The sequence below is a fragment of the Rhizobium sp. BT04 genome, assembly GCF_030053135.1.
GTDB classification, from domain to species: Bacteria; Pseudomonadota; Alphaproteobacteria; order Rhizobiales; family Rhizobiaceae; genus Rhizobium; species Rhizobium binxianense.
On sequence record NZ_CP125652.1, the window covers coordinates 849,052 to 863,954 of the forward strand.

Genomic DNA, 14,903 nt, shown 5'->3' on the forward strand with positions numbered 1-14,903 from the left:
AACGTCGTCGGCAGTGCAGGAATTTCGTTGTCGTAGAATTCGGCCGCAAAATCTGAGTTCTGCGACCGACTTTTCGACGATAGGTCCGGCCCGATCAGTCAGGTGCATAAGTTCAAACTGTAAACACCTCGTGCCGCAGCACCTCCCACGAGTCCTTGTCAGGGGTAATCAGCAGCCCGCCATCGAGATGATGGGGCAGGTAGGGCGAGCCGTCGAAGCGCGCCGCATAGGCGCCTGCCTCCTGCGAGATTAGCGTGCCGGCAAGGTGGTCCCAGGGCATCAGCTTGTTATACATGAGGTAGTGCACATGGCCGCCGGCAAAGGTGCGGTATTCATGGGCGGCGCAGCGGTAATTGGTGAGGAAGCGCACCTTGGCGAGATTGCCGAGGATCTCGGCCCGCTTCTCCTGCGGCAGGTAGCCGGTCGAGGCCATGCCGACCATCTGGTCGAGGGCAACCGGCTCGGCCGTGCGCAGCCGCTGTGCTTCGCCATCCGGCCGGCGCAGCCAGGCGCCGCCGCCCTTTTCCGCCATCACCCAGTCGTCGCCCATCGGATCGTAGATGATGCCGGCAATGGTCTCACCGCCTGAAACGACGGAGGCCATGACGCCGAAGGCCGGGATGCCGGCGGCGAAATTGAACGTGCCGTCGACAGGATCGACGACGATGGCGAGATCGGCATGTTCGAGGCTTCCGAGCAAGGCAGGCTCGGCTGCGACCGATTCTTCACCAAGGAACAGCGCACCCGGCCAGAGCCGCTGAGATTCCGCCTTGATCATCCGCTCAGCCTGCTCGTCGGCCTCGGTGACGAGATCGGTCGCCTCGCTCTTGGCGCGCACGTCATCCTGGCCAAGCCGGCGGAAGCGCGGCAGGATCTCCGCCTTCGCCGCACGCCGCAGCAGATCGGCAAGAACGGTCAAGTCAACGGTCGAAGTCATGTCAAATCCCCACGCTTAGGTCTCTCAGGAGAAGCTTGAATCAGATGCCGACGATCTCGCGCCGGATCAGCTGCCAGCTGTCCCTATCGGGTGCGGAGATGATGCCGCCCGTCGTCTCGCCGGGGCGATAGGGCGTGCCGTCGAATTTCGCCGTATGACCGCCGGCCTCCTGATGTGCGAGCACGCCGGCCAGGTGATCCCAGGGCATCAGCTTCGCATGGCCGATGAAATGCAGCTTGCCCGAGGCGACCATCCAATATTCATAGGCCGAGCAGTTGAAGGCGAAGGTCATCCGGATCTTCGCCATGTTGGCACAGATGCGCGAACGATCCGGCTCGTCCATATGGCTCCATGACATGCCGCCGACCATCTGGTTCAGGTTAGCAGGCTCCGCCACCTTCAGCTTTGTCGACTGCCCGTCCTGGCGCGTCAGGAAAGCGCCCGCGCCTTTGATCGCCGTCACGGTATCGCCGAGAACGGGATCGTGAATGATGCCGGCGACCGTCTCGCCTTTGACTGTCACTGCCAGCATCGTCCCGAAGACCGGAAGCCCGGCGGCGAAATTGAAGGTCCCATCGACAGGGTCGATGACAAAGGCAAGTTCGGCATCGGCAAGTGCCGGCACGACGGACCGGTCGGCATCATAGGCCTCCTCGCCGACGACGAGTGCTGCGGGAAAGCGCTCTTTCAGCGCCGCGGTGATCCGGTGTTCGGCAAGCAGATCCGCCTGCGTCACAAGGTCGGTTGCCGAGGTCTTTTCCGAAACGTCGGCAGCACCGAGATTGCGGAAACGCGGCATGATCTCGGCTTGCGCCGCTTCCCTGATGCAGTCGCCGAGAAAGAGAATATCCTGATCTGAAATTGTCATGCGAATTCCTGCTCTTCATGCAAATAGCCAGCCTGCTTAGCCGGCTTTTCATGAAGGATCGGTGACACCAAGGGTGGAAAAGTCGAAGAGTTTCGGGTCGAGCAGATGCGACGGGTTCACATGCGAAAGCGCCCGCAGCATCGTGTCCTTGCGTCCCGGCATGCGCCGCTCGATGTCGGCGAGCATATCCTTCATCGCATTGCGCTGCAGCCCGTCCTGCGAGCCGCAGAGATCGCAGGGGATGATCGGAAACTGCATGGCGGCGGCGAATTTTGCGAGGTCATCCTCGGCGGCATAGGCGAGCGGCCGGAGCACCATCAGGTCACCCTCGTCGTTCAGAAGTTTCGCCGGCATCGAGGCAAGCCGCCCGCCGTGGAAGAAATTCATGAAGAAGGTTTCGAGAATGTCCTCGCGGTGGTGGCCGAGCACCAGCGCATCGCAGCCCTCTTCCCGGGCGACACGGTAGAGGTTGCCGCGCCGCAGCCGCGAACAGAGCGAGCAATAGGTGGCGCCTTCCGGCACCTTCTCCTTCACGATCGAATAGGTATCCCGATATTCGATCCGATGCCGCACACCGATTTTGGTCAGATAATCCGGCAGCACGTGCTTGGGAAAGTTCGGCTGCCCCTGGTCGAGATTGCAGGCCACGAGCTCGACCGGCAGCAGGCCGCGCCATTGCAGATCGAGCAGCAGCGCCAGCAGCCCGTAGGAATCCTTGCCGCCGGAAAGGCCCACCAGCCAGCGCTTCTGCCCCTTCAGCATGTCGAAATCGTCAAAGGCCTGGCGCACCTGCCGCAGCAACCGCTTGCGCAGCTTGTTGAAGGAGACGGAACGTGGTGCATCGGCAAACAGCGCATGGCCGATGCCGCTGTCGGCTTCCCCGCTATCCAGGTCGTCAGCGATATTGGCTGCGATATTCATTGCTTCGTCCTATCGAGGATTCATGCTTGCCTTAGCAGAAAGCCCTTCGCCAACACAGTCTCAATCGCCGAAAACCGACCAGCCGGTGCGCGCCGCCAGCATCTCCAGCGCCACCGCGCCGAGCTGCGAATTGCCGACCTTGTTGAGCCCCGGTGACCACACTGCGATCGAGGCGATGCCGGGCGCAACCGCGAAGATGCCGCCGCCGACGCCGCTCTTGCCGGGCAGGCCGACATGATAGGCGAAATCGCCCGAGCCGTCGTAATGGCCGCAGGTCAACATCAGCGCGTTGATGCGCCGCGCCCGCTTCGGCGAGACCACCGAATGGCCGGTCATCGGATTGCTGCCGCGCGCCGCCAGGAACAGCCCGGCACGTGCCAGCTGCTCACAGCTCATCGACAGCGCGCATTGATGGAAATAGACGCCGAGCACGTGATCGACGGGATGGTCGAGATTGCGGTAGGCGCGCATGAAATTGGCAAGCGCGACATTGCGGTAACCCGTCTGCGTTTCCGAGCGCGCCACCTTGTCGTCGATGGTGATCGATTCGTCATCAGCGAGATAACGCACGAAGCGCAGCAATTCGCCGATCGCCTCGCGCGGCGCATGGCCGGCCATGACCACGTCGCTGACGGCGATGGCGCCGGCATTGATGAAGGGATTGCGCGGGATGCCGCTCTCGTGTTCGAGCTGGACGATCGAGTTAAAAGCCGATCCGGACGGTTCGCGCCCGACACGCTTCCATAAGCCTTCGCCGACCTTGCCGAGCGCCAGCGTCAGCATGAAGACCTTGGATATGCTCTGGATCGAGAAGGCGATGTCGGCATCGCCGACGCGATAGACCTTGCCGTCGACGGTGACAATCGCCATGCCGAACTGCCGCGGATCGACCTTGGCGAGCTCGGGAATATAGTCGGCCACCTTACCCTCGCCGATCCGCGGCAGGATATCGGTGTAGATGCTATCGAGGGTCGCCTGCAAATCCGCCATCGCTTCTCTCCGGATAACAAAAAAGCCGCCCGAAAGAGCGGCTTTTCCATAAGCGAAAACGCCTGGTTCTTCTTAACGCGAATAGAATTCGACGACCAGATGCGGCTCCATGACGACCGGGAACGGAACGTCGCTGAGCGTCGGAACGCGGCCGAAGGTGGCGACCATCTTGTTGTGATCGACTTCGATGTAATCAGGAACGTCGCGCTCGGCGAGGCTGACGGCTTCCAGAACGGTCACCAGCTGCTTCGACTTCTCGCGAACTTCGATGACGTCGCCGGCCTTGCAGCGGTAGGAACCGATGTTGACGCGCACGCCGTTGACGGTCACGTGGCCATGGTTGACGAACTGACGGGCAGCAAAGACCGTCGGAACGAACTTGGCGCGATAGACGATGGCGTCGAGACGCGATTCCAGCAGGCCGATCAGGTTTTCAGAGGTGTCGCCCTTGCGGCGGTCGGCTTCGGCGAAGATCGCGCGGAACTGCTTTTCGCGTAGGTCACCGTAGTAACCCTTGAGCTTCTGCTTGGCGCGCAGCTGCACACCGAAGTCCGAAAGCTTGCCCTTGCGGCGCTGGCCGTGCTGGCCCGGGCCGTATTCGCGGCGGTTCACCGGGGACTTCGGACGGCCCCAGATGTTTTCGCCCATGCGGCGGTCGATTTTGTACTTGGACGATTCGCGCTTGCTCATCGTATTTCCTTTCAAAGGTTTATGACGGTTTGTTACCAAACCGCACGAAGGAAACACGCCCTCCTCTGATCTCTGCCGAGATCTGACAGGATGTTCCGGTTAGCGAACAGGAACGATCCACGGGACATGTCAAATGAAACACCGGACATTGCTGCCCGGTGCTTGGCGCGGTTTTTAGAGGGCCGTCATGAAAATGTCAACAGCGGCAAAGCCTGAACGCGCCACTATTCCGCCGCCAAGGGCTGGTCGCCGCCTGTATCAGGCGCGTTGGCGTCGCCCGGCGCCGTCTGGCAATTCATATCGGGAAAAGCCACGATGCGCTTGCCGGCAAAGTCGGTGTGCACGACGACGATCCCCTGCTCCTCGAAATAGCCGAGCAGGCGCCGCGCACGGCGGGCGGAATGGGTGCCGTAGGCGCGGGCGATGCGGGCGTCCGACGGACAAGGCTCACCGCAGACGGCAGCCTTGGCGAGCATCAGGAAGACACCCTGCAGGTCGTCGGTGACACCTGATGACAGCGACAGAGCCGTCGTCCAGGCATCGCTCGCGGCCGTTTCCGCATCGACGCCCGAGCGCGAGATCGCCACGCGCCGGCGAAAATCCGGCAGCGCGATGGGCGGTCCCGGCACGCGTCGCATGCGCAACCGCACGAGAAAATCCTGGTAAAGCACCGAATCGGTGCGGAAGGCGGCGGTGGGATCGTCGAGGATTTCGGCAAGCACGCCGGCCAGGCGCTCCTCCCGCTCCTCGGCGGAGACTTCCACCTGGCTCGCCCTCGCCTCGGCAGGTGCGGGTGACGCCGCCGGCGTCGAGCGCGAGAGTTCGGCCAGGATATCGGTGGTCGGCCGCGGCGCCGGCGGCGCGCGGCGCACCAGCGGCCGCTGGAATTCTTCCGGATCGGGCGTGAAGATCAGGTCTTCGACATCCTGTGGCGCATCCGGCAACGGCATCAGCTTCGGGCTGGAGGAGCGCGCCGAAGTCTCCACCGCACCGATCTGGATCGGCAGCGGCCGGCGCGACAGCGCCGGTCCGAGAGCGACGAAATTGCCGCGCTTCAGGTCGCGAAACATCTCGGCCTGGCGCCGGTCCATGCCGAGCAGGTCGGCGGCGCGGGCCATGTCGATATCGAGAAAGGTGCGGCCCATCAGGAAGTTCGAGGCCTCGGCGGCGACGTTCTTGGCAAGCTTGGCAAGCCGCTGTGTCGCGATCACGCCGGCAAGGCCGCGCTTACGGCCGCGGCACATCAGGTTGGTCATCGCGCCGAGCGACATCTTGCGCGCATCTTCCGAGACATCGCCGCCGACCGACGGCGCAAACATCTGCGCCTCGTCGACGACGACGAGCACCGGATACCAATATTCGCGATCGGCATCGAACATGCCGTTGAGGAAGGCGGCTGCAGCACGCATCTGCTGCTCGATGTCGAGACCTTCGAGCGTCAGTACGCAGGAAACCCGATGCTGGCGGATGCGGTTGGCAATGCCCGCAAGCTCCGCCTCGGTCCTCTCGCCGTCGACGACGACATGGCCGAACCTGTCGCTGAGCGTGACGAAATCACCCTCGGGATCGATGATGACCTGCTGCACCCATTGCGCCGATTGCTCGAGCAGACGGCGCAAAAGATGCGACTTGCCCGATCCGGAATTGCCCTGCACCAGCAGACGGGTCGCCAGCAGCTCCTCGATATCGAGCGTCGCCGGGCTGCCGGACGCCAATCCCATATCGATGCCAACCTGCAATGCTGATCCTCGCGGCGAAGAGACTCACATGAACGAAGCGCCATTCTTCCGAAACGGCAGCGCCCCGTCTATCAAAGAATGCGCCAGCTTTCAGGACCGGATTTCGCCAACCCACAGGACAATTCCAGGATCTGAGATGCTGCCCCAACCTATCGAAGAATCTTGCGGAAATAGACCACCCGCTGGGTTTCAGCAAAACCCCAATTCTCATGCGCCCGGTGAGAGCGTCTGTTTCTGATGCCTGCATCGGAGCAAAGCTCCTGAAATCCCTGCTCGATCAGATCAGCGGTCATTTTTTCGACCAATGTGCGGCCGACGCCGTGCCGGCGATGTTTGGGATCGATCCAGATGCCTTCGAGAAATGGGACGGGCTGTGCAGTACAGCCGTTCGCGTATTCCCGTATGCATATCTCGGCAAAACCAAGGGGCGCGTTCTCTGGACTCAGCGCAAGATAGCCGGTCCGTCTCTTGTTCTTGAGCATTCTGCCTATATCGCCAAGATGTTCATCGACAGAAAGGCTATCCCATAGCTTGAAGCGCATCTCAGCCCAAAGCGGACCGTCGCTTGCTTGCATCTGTCTGATAACAATGGACATGCTGCTCCCTTTCTTCCGCGCGATTACGTGTCGGCCAGAACGTGTCCACAAATCCGAGCGTCAAATCGCGGCGCTACGCCCGCAAGCCAAACCCCTGCATCAGCCGCCGCGTTGCGAAATCCTGCTGGCCTGATGTAAAGACCGCGAAGTCGAAATTGTCAGGATGCACAGCATCGGCGACCAGCGGCACCAGCGTGCGGGCGCGCCGCGCGATCGCTTCGGCGGGGTCGAGCCAATCGACCGGCCAGGGCGCAAGCCGGCGGAAGAGGTTGGCCATGAAAGGATAGTGGGTGCAGGCGAGCACGACGATATCGGTCTTCTGACCATCCTTCTCGACGAAACATTGGTCGATTTCGCCAAGCACGGCATCGTCGGAGACGGCATCACCGCGAATATAGGCCTCCGCCATGCGGGCAAGGTTCTCTGATCCGACAAGACGGACATGGCATTGCTGGGCGAAGGACTGGATGAGATCGCGCGTATAGGCCCGTCTCACCGTGCCGGGGGTGGCGAGCACCGAGACCAGGCCCGAGCGCGTGCGCTCCGCCGCCGGCTTGATCGCCGGCACGGTGCCGACGAAGGTCATCTGCGGAAAGGCGGCGCGCAGGTCGGCGCCAACAAGCGTGAAGGCGGTGTTGCAGGCGATGATGCAGACCTCGGGATCGTGATCCGCCAAGAGTTTGCTGAAAAGCCCGATGATCCGCTCTTTCAGTGCCTGCTCCTCCCAGCCGCCATAGGGAAAGCCGGCATCGTCGGCGACATAGATGAAGCCGCGTTCGGGCATCAGCACACGCGCCTCGCGCAAGACGGTCAGCCCGCCGATGCCGGAATCGAAGAGAAGAATAGGCTTCAGTTCATGCGTCGGCGCTGTCATCTGGCGGTGTTTCCTTGGCCGCTGTCGGGAACCGGCCGCCGCGCGGGCTCTTGCGCGAGAAGCGGTCGAGGGAGGAGATGACGCCGCGCAACACGCTGATTTCCTGCTCCGTGAAGGCCCGGCGAGATAGAACAGCGCGCAGATTGTCGACCATTTTCGGCTTTTTCCCGGCCGGATGGAAATATCCGCGCGCATCGAGAGCCTCTTCCAACTGGTCAAACAGGCCGAAGAGCTGCTCTTTGGTCGAAGGCGTCTGCCCCATCGCCTGGAAGGGCACGGCGCCGACATCCTCCATGCCGGATTTCATCCATTCATAGGACATCAGCAGCACGGCCTGGGCAATGTTCAGCGAGGCAAAGGCCGGGTTGACGGGAAAGGTGACGATCTCGTCGGCAAGCGCCACCTCCTCGTTGGTCAGCCCCCAGCGCTCGCGCCCGAAGAGGATGCCGGTGCCCTCGCCCGCCCGGAACCTCGCCCTGAGCGTTTCCGCGGCAACGACCGGAGAGCGCACCGGCTTATAACCGTCGCGCTCGCGCGCCGTCGTCGCATAGACGAAATTGAGATCGGCGACGGCCTGCTCCAGCGTGTCGTAGACCTTGGTCGCCTCGATCACGTGATCGGCCTTGGAGGCGGTCGCCAATGCTTTCTCATTCGGCCAGCCGTCGCGCGGATTGACGAGCCGCAGTTCGGCGAGGCCGAAATTCGCCATGGCGCGCGCCACCATGCCGATATTCTCACCCATCTGCGGCTCGACCAGTATGATGGCCGGCCCTTCGGCCAGAAGTTGACGTTCGCTGTTCGTGCCTGCCATGGTCCTATCCCTGTTTCGAGCGCGCAATAGCCTCGCCCGCTGCAAACGGCAAGACATCGGCCTGCGGATAGAGCCTTTCCAGCGCCGAACCGATCATTTCAAGCCCGAGTCTCGCGCCCTCCCGCAACAGCGGCAGGTGTCGTCCCGTTGTCCGTGACGCCTTGCGCCTGATCAGGAAACAAGCCGAACCGCGCGGCGCGGCGCTGTCGATCAGCGCCAGATCCGCCGCGATCAGCCTGTTCAGATTGTCGTCAGCGACCGGCGTTTCGTAACTCTTCGCCAAAATACGCGCCCAATAGGTGCAGGACAGGAAGATCGCCAGCGTCTGGCGGATCTGACCGGGCCGCGTCACCACCGACCAGGAGGAGCCGAGAGGCCGCGCCGTCACCGTCACATCGCGGTAGCAGGCATCGATCTTCTGCGACAGCGCAATCAGCTCGAAACTGCTTTTGCCCTCGCCGAGCGCGCCAAGCAGCTCGCGCAGCGCCTGGAACCAGCGCGCGAGTGCGACATCGAGCGCGCCGCGCGTGCGCGTGGGGAAGACGATAAAGGCGACCGCCGTTCCGGCGACCGCGCCGATCACGGTCTCGCCGATGCGCAGCTTCAACAGGTCGAGTGTCAGCACGCCGGTCATGCCGTAGACCAGGCAGAGCACGATCGAGATGAAGAAGGTCATTGTCGCGTAGGAGACCTGCAGGAAATAAAAGGCGAGGAAGATGCAGACCGCCGCAACGGGAATGGCGATATCAGGCTCGCCCGAAATCAGCGTCGCCAGCCCAAGGCCGATTGCAATGCCGAACACCGTGCCGAGTGAGCGCGACAGCGCCTTCATCGCCGTATCGCCACGCGAATTTGTGTTGGTGAAGACCAGGAAAGAGGCAAGCACGGCCCAGAACCAGCGCTCGCGCGACAAGAGCAGGCCGAAGCCCATGGCGATTGCCGAGGCGAGCGTGATCTGCAGCGCCGAGCGCAGCAGCGGATTGCCGAATGAAAAGTCGATCGGCTGGGATTGCGCCGTGTCCTTGCCGGCGTCGATGCCGGAGAAACTGGAAACCTGTCCCTCATCGATCGCCTGCGTCAGTTGCTGCCGCGCCTCGCCGAGCCAAAGCAGTGCCCGCACGGTTTCGCCTTGCGGCTGGTCCTTGATGGCTTCCGCCATTCCCTCAAATCTTGCAAGCTCCGCCGCATCCGCCTGGATCACGGCATGGACGAGCGCAAAAGGCGCCGGGCTCTGGAGGCTCAGCACGATCGCGCTCTCGGCGGCTAGATGTGCATCGAAAAGCCGGATCGCCAGCTCGGCGGCAGGGTCGGCGGCACCGTCGAAGACGCCGGCCGGCGGGCGCGGGATGAAGGTCTCCGCCATCAGCACCACCTCCTTCAGCCGGTCTTCCAGCTGGCGCAGTTCCTGCCGGTCGGCTTCACCGATCTCGGCGCCGCCGGCCAGCGCCGCAAGCTTGAAGAGGATCTGGTTGATCCGCCCCCTGACGCTTTCGAGCGAGCGCAGCAGGTCGCGCCGCCAATCGTCGGGCAAGAGCACCGCCCGCACCAGATGACCGAGGAGCACGGAGACGACGGGGCCGATTGCCACCTCCGGCAGATCGGCCAACGAAGGCCGGAAATAGGCGCCCATGAAATAGGAGGTGAAGGCGAACATGCCGATGGCAAAACCGCGCGGCCCGAACACGCGTGCCGCCGATGCAAGCGCGATCACCACCAGGAAGACGAGATCGGAGAGAAAACGGCTGTCCTCGAGCCCCGCCGCGACGGCGACGACGGCAAGGCTTGCGCCGCAGCCGAAGAGCCGCGTCACCAGCTGGCGCGCATTGCCTTTGTCGCGCACAGCGATCCCACCTTCGATCGACAGCACGATGCCGAGGCCAAAAGCCGCGGTCGGCAGCGACAGAACAAGGGCGTGGATGGCAAGCAGGATCAAGAACGAAAGGACGATCGTCAGCGTCACCCGCGAGGCCATGCGCAGGCGCGAAAGCGCCGGATCGTTGGCAAGCAGCCAGTCGCGAAGCTGAAAACCGGAAAACAAATGCGGAGCCCTCATGCCACGGAAGGATCGACAGATACCGCCGCAAGAGCGGAAATCAAACCATCGCAGAACCGATCGGAACAATCGCCCGGGATCGATTCCCCGGTATCGATCGAATGTCGCGCGCCTATTGGCCCTTGGCAATCAGCGCCATCGTCGCCTTCAGGGAATCACGGCCCTGCGTTTCGATATTCTCGGTGACGATATCGTCGATCACTGGTGTACCGTCTTCTTCGATCACTTCGAAACGAACGGTCGTGTAGTCCTTGGCATCGGGCGCATCCGAGCAGGCGGATTTCTTGAAGCGCACCGTCACCTCAGCCGTCCGGTTGACCACAGGCGCCGCCGCCATCGTCAGATCCTCCAGCGGGCATGCATCCTGACCGTTGATGATGACGTCGTAGTCGAACGGCGATATGCCATCGTCATCGACCGCGGGAAATTGCGCGGCGGCCTGGTACTTGGCGACGAAATCCTTGCTGTAGAGATGGGCGAGCCGGCTCGCATCGAAGATGTCGGTCCAGTCGCCGTTGTTGTCGGCCCAGTTGCTCCTGGTCGCGTCCATGATCTCCTTCACCGGCGCAGTGGCATCGGCGGCACGGGCGGCACCTGAAAAGGCGATAAGGCTTGCGATAACAGCGGCGATTGTCTTCATGGTCGAATGTTCCGGGCGGGCAAATCAAGGCGGACACTAGCCGGATTTCAGCGCTTGGCAATGCCGGCAAAAACGCATTCTCAAACCCGTTGCAGCTTTGCGTTCCCGGTTCACAATGCTATAGCGCTCCTCATCACGTCACCCACCGGGACCCCGTCCCCATTTAAGCTCGAACGAGGCAGATACATGAACAAGATCAAGGTCGCCAATCCCGTCGCCGATCTCGACGGCGATGAAATGACGCGCATCATCTGGCAGCTCATCAAGGATAAGCTGATCCATCCGTATCTCGACCTCGACATCGACTATTTCGATCTGTCGGTCGAAAACCGCGACGCCACCAACGACCAGGTCACTGTCGACGCCGCCAACGCCATCAAGAAATACGGCGTCGGCATCAAGTGCGCGACGATCACGCCGGACGAAGCCCGCGTCAAGGAATTCAACCTCAAGGAAATGTGGAAGAGCCCGAACGGCACGATCCGCAACATTCTCGGCGGCGTCATCTTCCGCGAGCCGATTATCTGCAAGAACGTACCGCGCCTGGTTCCCGGCTGGACCAAGCCGATCGTCGTCGGCCGCCACGCCTTCGGCGACCAGTACCGCGCCACCGATTTCAAATTCCCCGGCAAGGGCAAGCTGACGATCAAGTTCGTCGGCGAAGACGGCACCGTCATCGAGAAGGAAGTCTTCAACGCACCGGGCGCCGGCGTCGCCATGGCCATGTACAACCTCGACGAATCGATCCGCGAATTCGCCCGCGCCTCGATGATGTACGGCCTGATGCGCAAGTGGCCGGTCTATCTGTCGACCAAGAACACCATCCTCAAGGCCTATGACGGCCGCTTCAAGGACATTTTCGAGGAAGTCTACGAGACCGAATTCAAGGATCAGTTCAAGGAAGCCGGCATCACCTACGAACACCGCCTGATCGACGACATGGTCGCTTCGGCGCTGAAGTGGTCTGGCGGCTACGTCTGGGCCTGCAAGAACTATGACGGCGACGTCCAGTCCGACACCGTTGCCCAGGGCTTCGGTTCGCTCGGCCTGATGACCTCGGTTCTGCTGACGCCAGACGGCAAGACCGTCGAAGCCGAAGCCGCCCACGGCACGGTCACCCGCCACTACCGCCAGCACCAGAAGGGCCAGGAAACCTCGACGAACTCGATCGCCTCGATCTTCGCCTGGACCCGTGGCCTGGCGCATCGCGCCAAGCTCGACGACAATGCCGAGCTCGCCAAGTTCGCTTCCACGCTGGAAAAGGTCTGCGTCGACACCGTCGAATCCGGTTTCATGACCAAGGACCTGGCGCTCCTGATCGGCCCCGACCAGCCGTGGCTCTCGACCACCGCCTTCCTCGACAAGATCGACCAGAACCTGCAGAAGGCCATGGCATAAGCCGGTCTTTCCGAGATAGCATCGAAGCGGCGGGGATTTCCCCGCCGTTTTCATTTTGGGAGAATGAACCGATGACGGCCATCCAGCGACCGCTTGAACCCTCGGACCGCGCCGCTTGGGAACCTCTGTGGGAGGCTTATCAGCGCTTCTACGAAGTGGTCATCCCGCCCGAAACCACGGATCTCACCTGGGCTCGCTTCCATGATCCTGAGGAACCGATGCATGCGCTCGGCGCCTTCGACGAAGACAGCCGTCTTGTCGGCATCGTCCATGCCATCTTTCACCGCTCCTGCTGGCTGCCGCAATGGACCTGCTATCTCCAGGATCTCTATGTCGAAGACAGCCAACGCGGGCTCGGCACCGGTGCCGCACTGATCGAGGCTGTCGCCGATCTCGCCCGCGCCAATGGTGCAGGCCGGCTCTATTGGATGACTCATGAAACCAATGCGACGGCACGGCGGCTTTACGACAGGATCGCCGAGCGCTCGGGCTTCATTCAGTACCGCAAGGCGCTCTAACGGTCGGGACTTGCAGGCGACCATCGCTGCGCTATTGATTCCGTGGGACCAAAAAAGGCAACACGAGGAGGACGTCATGACCGAAGAATTGGTATTCTATACGAACCCGATGTCGCGCGGCCGCATCGCGCGCTGGATGCTGGAGGAGATCGGCCAGCCCTACCGCACCGAACTCCTGACCTTTGGCGAAACGATGAAGGCGCCGGAATACCTTTCGGTCAATCCGATGGGCAAGGTGCCGGCGATCCGCCACGGCGATACCGTCGTCACCGAATGCGCGGCGATCTGCGCCTATCTCGCCGAGACCTTCCCTGACAAGGCGCTGGCGCCGAGGCCGGAGGAGCGCGCCCGGTATTACCGCTGGATGTTCTTTGCCGCCGGTCCGCTCGAGTCGGCGGTGACGATGAAGGCCCTCGGCTTCGAAATTCCGCAGGAACGCCTGCGCATGGCCGGCTGCGGCGGTTTCGGCGATGTCATGAACACGCTTGAAATGGCGGTCTCCGGCTCGACCTACGTCACCGGCGAGCGTTTCACCGCCGCCGACGTCTATGTCGGCTCCCATGTCGGCTGGGGCCTCGGCTTCGGCAGCATCGAAAAACGCCAGGCCTTCGTCGATTATTTCGGCCGCATCAGCGAGCGTGAGGCCTATAAGCGCGCGAATGCACTGGACGACGAGGCCGGCAAGACGATGCAGGCTGCTTAGTCTGTAAAACACGGCGCGGCGGCCAGGCCGCCGCCCCGGGAGATATCCGCCGTCAGACAAGCGGCATGTGAATGTCCGTCAGAAGCTCGGTCGGCGACACTTCACGCGGATTGTTGAGATATTCCTCGAACATGACCCTGTCCTTCAACTGCCGGCCGGACTTCGGCAGCCATTCGGCAAACAGCCACTGATAGGACTTGGGCATATTCGCATAGGGGCCCTTGTGGCGCAGCACGGCATAATCGCCGCCGTCGATCGTGCGCCGCTCGAACGGCGCATCGGCCGGCACGTCGGCAGCGCCGGTAACGCAGGCGATCGAGCGCAGCTTTTCCTCCGGCACGATGTCGGGATCGTCGAGATAGATACCGATCATCCGCATGTCGGGCTTGGCGAGGCCGCGGGCATAAAGCGTGCCGAACAGCGTCTCAAAGGCCTTGTCGATATGCATGTAGGAACCGGTATGGGGAACGCCGATCAGCTCGATCGGCCCGATCTCGCGTATGGTAACGTCTAACATGACTTTGGTCTTTCCGTTAGGTGAGGGTTCAAAGGCTGTGTGGCTTCCCTCTTTCCGGTAGCGGGCCGGCGGCATGCCGTAGACCGACTTGAAGATCCGATTGAAGGATTGGAGATTGGGATAGCCTGATCGCTTGGCAATTTCGCTGACGGCAAGGTCCGTGCGGACGATCTCGCCCGCCGCGTGATGCAGCCTGAGCCGCTTGACGGTGGCCGCCAGCGTCTCGCCGTAAATCGCCCGGTAGATCCTGTGCCAGTGATAGCTCGACATGCAGGCGATTTCGGCAAGGCGCTCCATATCCAGCTCCTCGTCGAGGTGGTCGTGAATATAGGCCGAAACCCGCCTCAGACGGTTTTCATAAAGTGCCCATGCCGTTTCGCCGTTCATGCCAAACCTCGTGCAAATCGATCGACCGCAGAGAACCATATCCCGATTTGACAAATCCTGCGGAAATTGGCTTCCGAGCATCGCCCAAGAGAGCCTCATTCCGAGGGGCCGAAGGGCCTCGAAGGACGGGGCGGGTGCTCCGGCATCATTCCAACCTCCCTCATTCCTGTGCTCGTCACAGGAATCCAGCCACGGCGCGTCCGCGCCGTGAATGAATCAGTACCCAAAGAGGAAAAAGTCTTTCGCGCCCAAGGACTTGGG

Annotated in this window: 15 protein-coding genes; 3 read left to right on the top strand and 12 right to left on the bottom strand. The window is 62.1% G+C overall.

Annotation, left to right across the window (positions count from 1 at the left end; all coding sequences use genetic code 11):
- Positions 1 to 112 precede the first annotated feature (112 nt).
- The 11 genes from QMO82_RS12760 to QMO82_RS12810 form a co-directional block, all read right to left on the bottom strand.
- Positions 113 to 937, bottom strand: a complete 825-nt coding sequence (locus tag QMO82_RS12760) for an inositol monophosphatase family protein (RefSeq protein WP_183607171.1) — start codon at positions 935 to 937, stop codon at positions 113 to 115.
- 40 nt (positions 938 to 977) lie between these two features.
- A complete protein-coding gene (locus QMO82_RS12765) occupies positions 978 to 1,805 on the bottom strand; it encodes an inositol monophosphatase family protein (RefSeq protein ID WP_183607170.1) in 828 nt (275 codons plus the stop codon).
- A 48-nt stretch (positions 1,806 to 1,853) separates the two neighbouring features.
- On the bottom strand, positions 1,854 to 2,726 hold the full coding sequence (gene ttcA, locus QMO82_RS12770; protein WP_183607169.1) for a tRNA 2-thiocytidine(32) synthetase TtcA: 873 nt from the start codon (positions 2,724 to 2,726) through the stop codon (positions 1,854 to 1,856).
- Between the two features lie 60 nt (positions 2,727 to 2,786).
- Positions 2,787 to 3,716 (bottom strand): glutaminase, encoded by a 930-nt coding sequence (locus QMO82_RS12775; RefSeq protein ID WP_097612827.1) that lies wholly within the window; start codon positions 3,714 to 3,716, stop codon positions 2,787 to 2,789.
- A 72-nt stretch (positions 3,717 to 3,788) separates the two neighbouring features.
- Positions 3,789 to 4,406: a 30S ribosomal protein S4 gene (gene rpsD / locus QMO82_RS12780; RefSeq protein ID WP_004676212.1), complete on the bottom strand. Its 618-nt coding sequence runs from the start codon at positions 4,404 to 4,406 to the stop codon at positions 3,789 to 3,791.
- A 224-nt stretch (positions 4,407 to 4,630) separates the two neighbouring features.
- A complete protein-coding gene (locus tag QMO82_RS12785; RefSeq protein WP_183607168.1) occupies positions 4,631 to 6,145 on the bottom strand; it encodes an ATP-binding protein in 1,515 nt (504 codons plus the stop codon).
- A 149-nt stretch (positions 6,146 to 6,294) separates the two neighbouring features.
- On the bottom strand, positions 6,295 to 6,741 hold the full coding sequence (locus QMO82_RS12790; RefSeq protein WP_183607167.1) for a GNAT family N-acetyltransferase: 447 nt from the start codon (positions 6,739 to 6,741) through the stop codon (positions 6,295 to 6,297).
- 73 nt (positions 6,742 to 6,814) lie between these two features.
- A complete protein-coding gene (gene murI / locus QMO82_RS12795) occupies positions 6,815 to 7,615 on the bottom strand; it encodes a glutamate racemase (protein WP_183607166.1) in 801 nt (266 codons plus the stop codon).
- Positions 7,596 to 8,426, bottom strand: coding sequence for an RNA methyltransferase (locus QMO82_RS12800; protein ID WP_183607165.1), 831 nt, complete (start codon positions 8,424 to 8,426; stop codon positions 7,596 to 7,598). Before QMO82_RS12800 ends, murI begins: the two co-directional genes overlap by 20 nt.
- 4 nt (positions 8,427 to 8,430) lie before the next feature.
- Complete coding sequence (locus QMO82_RS12805; RefSeq protein WP_183607164.1) at positions 8,431 to 10,479, bottom strand: FUSC family protein; 2,049 nt, start codon at positions 10,477 to 10,479, stop codon at positions 8,431 to 8,433.
- A 112-nt stretch (positions 10,480 to 10,591) separates the two neighbouring features.
- A complete protein-coding gene (locus QMO82_RS12810) occupies positions 10,592 to 11,119 on the bottom strand; it encodes a hypothetical protein (protein WP_183607163.1) in 528 nt (175 codons plus the stop codon).
- 186 nt (positions 11,120 to 11,305) lie between these two features.
- Between QMO82_RS12810 and QMO82_RS12815 the strand changes: the two genes are divergently transcribed.
- The 3 genes from QMO82_RS12815 to QMO82_RS12825 all read left to right on the top strand — a co-directional run bounded on the left by QMO82_RS12815 (position 11,306) and on the right by QMO82_RS12825 (position 13,738).
- The gene (locus tag QMO82_RS12815; protein ID WP_065280120.1) at positions 11,306 to 12,517 is read left to right on the top strand and encodes an NADP-dependent isocitrate dehydrogenase; all 1,212 of its coding nucleotides are present in this window, start codon (positions 11,306 to 11,308) and stop codon (positions 12,515 to 12,517) included.
- 71 nt (positions 12,518 to 12,588) lie between these two features.
- A complete protein-coding gene (locus tag QMO82_RS12820; protein ID WP_183607162.1) occupies positions 12,589 to 13,035 on the top strand; it encodes a GNAT family N-acetyltransferase in 447 nt (148 codons plus the stop codon).
- Positions 13,036 to 13,111: 76 nt separating this feature from the next.
- Positions 13,112 to 13,738 (top strand): glutathione S-transferase family protein, encoded by a 627-nt coding sequence (locus QMO82_RS12825; RefSeq protein ID WP_183607161.1) that lies wholly within the window; start codon positions 13,112 to 13,114, stop codon positions 13,736 to 13,738.
- A gap of 52 nt (positions 13,739 to 13,790) precedes the next feature.
- Here the strand turns inward: QMO82_RS12825 and QMO82_RS12830 are convergent, their stop codons facing one another.
- Positions 13,791 to 14,642 (bottom strand): GyrI-like domain-containing protein, encoded by an 852-nt coding sequence (locus tag QMO82_RS12830; RefSeq protein WP_183607160.1) that lies wholly within the window; start codon positions 14,640 to 14,642, stop codon positions 13,791 to 13,793.
- Positions 14,643 to 14,903: the final 261 nt, after the last annotated feature.

Excerpts from the sequence above, each read along its gene's own strand:
- QMO82_RS12760 (WP_183607171.1), bottom strand. The coding sequence starts at position 937 with ATGACTTCGACCGTTGACTTGACCGTTCTTGCCGATCTGCTGCGGCGT.
- QMO82_RS12765 (WP_183607170.1), bottom strand. The coding sequence starts at position 1,805 with ATGACAATTTCAGATCAGGATATTCTCTTTCTCGGCGACTGCATCAGG.
- ttcA (WP_183607169.1), bottom strand. The coding sequence starts at position 2,726 with ATGAATATCGCAGCCAATATCGCTGACGACCTGGATAGCGGGGAAGCC.
- QMO82_RS12775 (WP_097612827.1), bottom strand. The coding sequence starts at position 3,716 with ATGGCGGATTTGCAGGCGACCCTCGATAGCATCTACACCGATATCCTG.
- rpsD (WP_004676212.1), bottom strand. The coding sequence starts at position 4,406 with ATGAGCAAGCGCGAATCGTCCAAGTACAAAATCGACCGCCGCATGGGC.
- QMO82_RS12790 (WP_183607167.1), bottom strand. The coding sequence starts at position 6,741 with ATGTCCATTGTTATCAGACAGATGCAAGCAAGCGACGGTCCGCTTTGG.
- murI (WP_183607166.1), bottom strand. The coding sequence starts at position 7,615 with ATGACAGCGCCGACGCATGAACTGAAGCCTATTCTTCTCTTCGATTCC.
- QMO82_RS12800 (WP_183607165.1), bottom strand. The coding sequence starts at position 8,426 with ATGGCAGGCACGAACAGCGAACGTCAACTTCTGGCCGAAGGGCCGGCC.
- QMO82_RS12805 (WP_183607164.1), bottom strand. The coding sequence starts at position 10,479 with ATGAGGGCTCCGCATTTGTTTTCCGGTTTTCAGCTTCGCGACTGGCTG.
- QMO82_RS12810 (WP_183607163.1), bottom strand. The coding sequence starts at position 11,119 with ATGAAGACAATCGCCGCTGTTATCGCAAGCCTTATCGCCTTTTCAGGT.
- QMO82_RS12815 (WP_065280120.1), top strand. The coding sequence starts at position 11,306 with ATGAACAAGATCAAGGTCGCCAATCCCGTCGCCGATCTCGACGGCGAT.
- QMO82_RS12820 (WP_183607162.1), top strand. The coding sequence starts at position 12,589 with ATGACGGCCATCCAGCGACCGCTTGAACCCTCGGACCGCGCCGCTTGG.
- QMO82_RS12825 (WP_183607161.1), top strand. The coding sequence starts at position 13,112 with ATGACCGAAGAATTGGTATTCTATACGAACCCGATGTCGCGCGGCCGC.
- QMO82_RS12830 (WP_183607160.1), bottom strand. The coding sequence starts at position 14,642 with ATGAACGGCGAAACGGCATGGGCACTTTATGAAAACCGTCTGAGGCGG.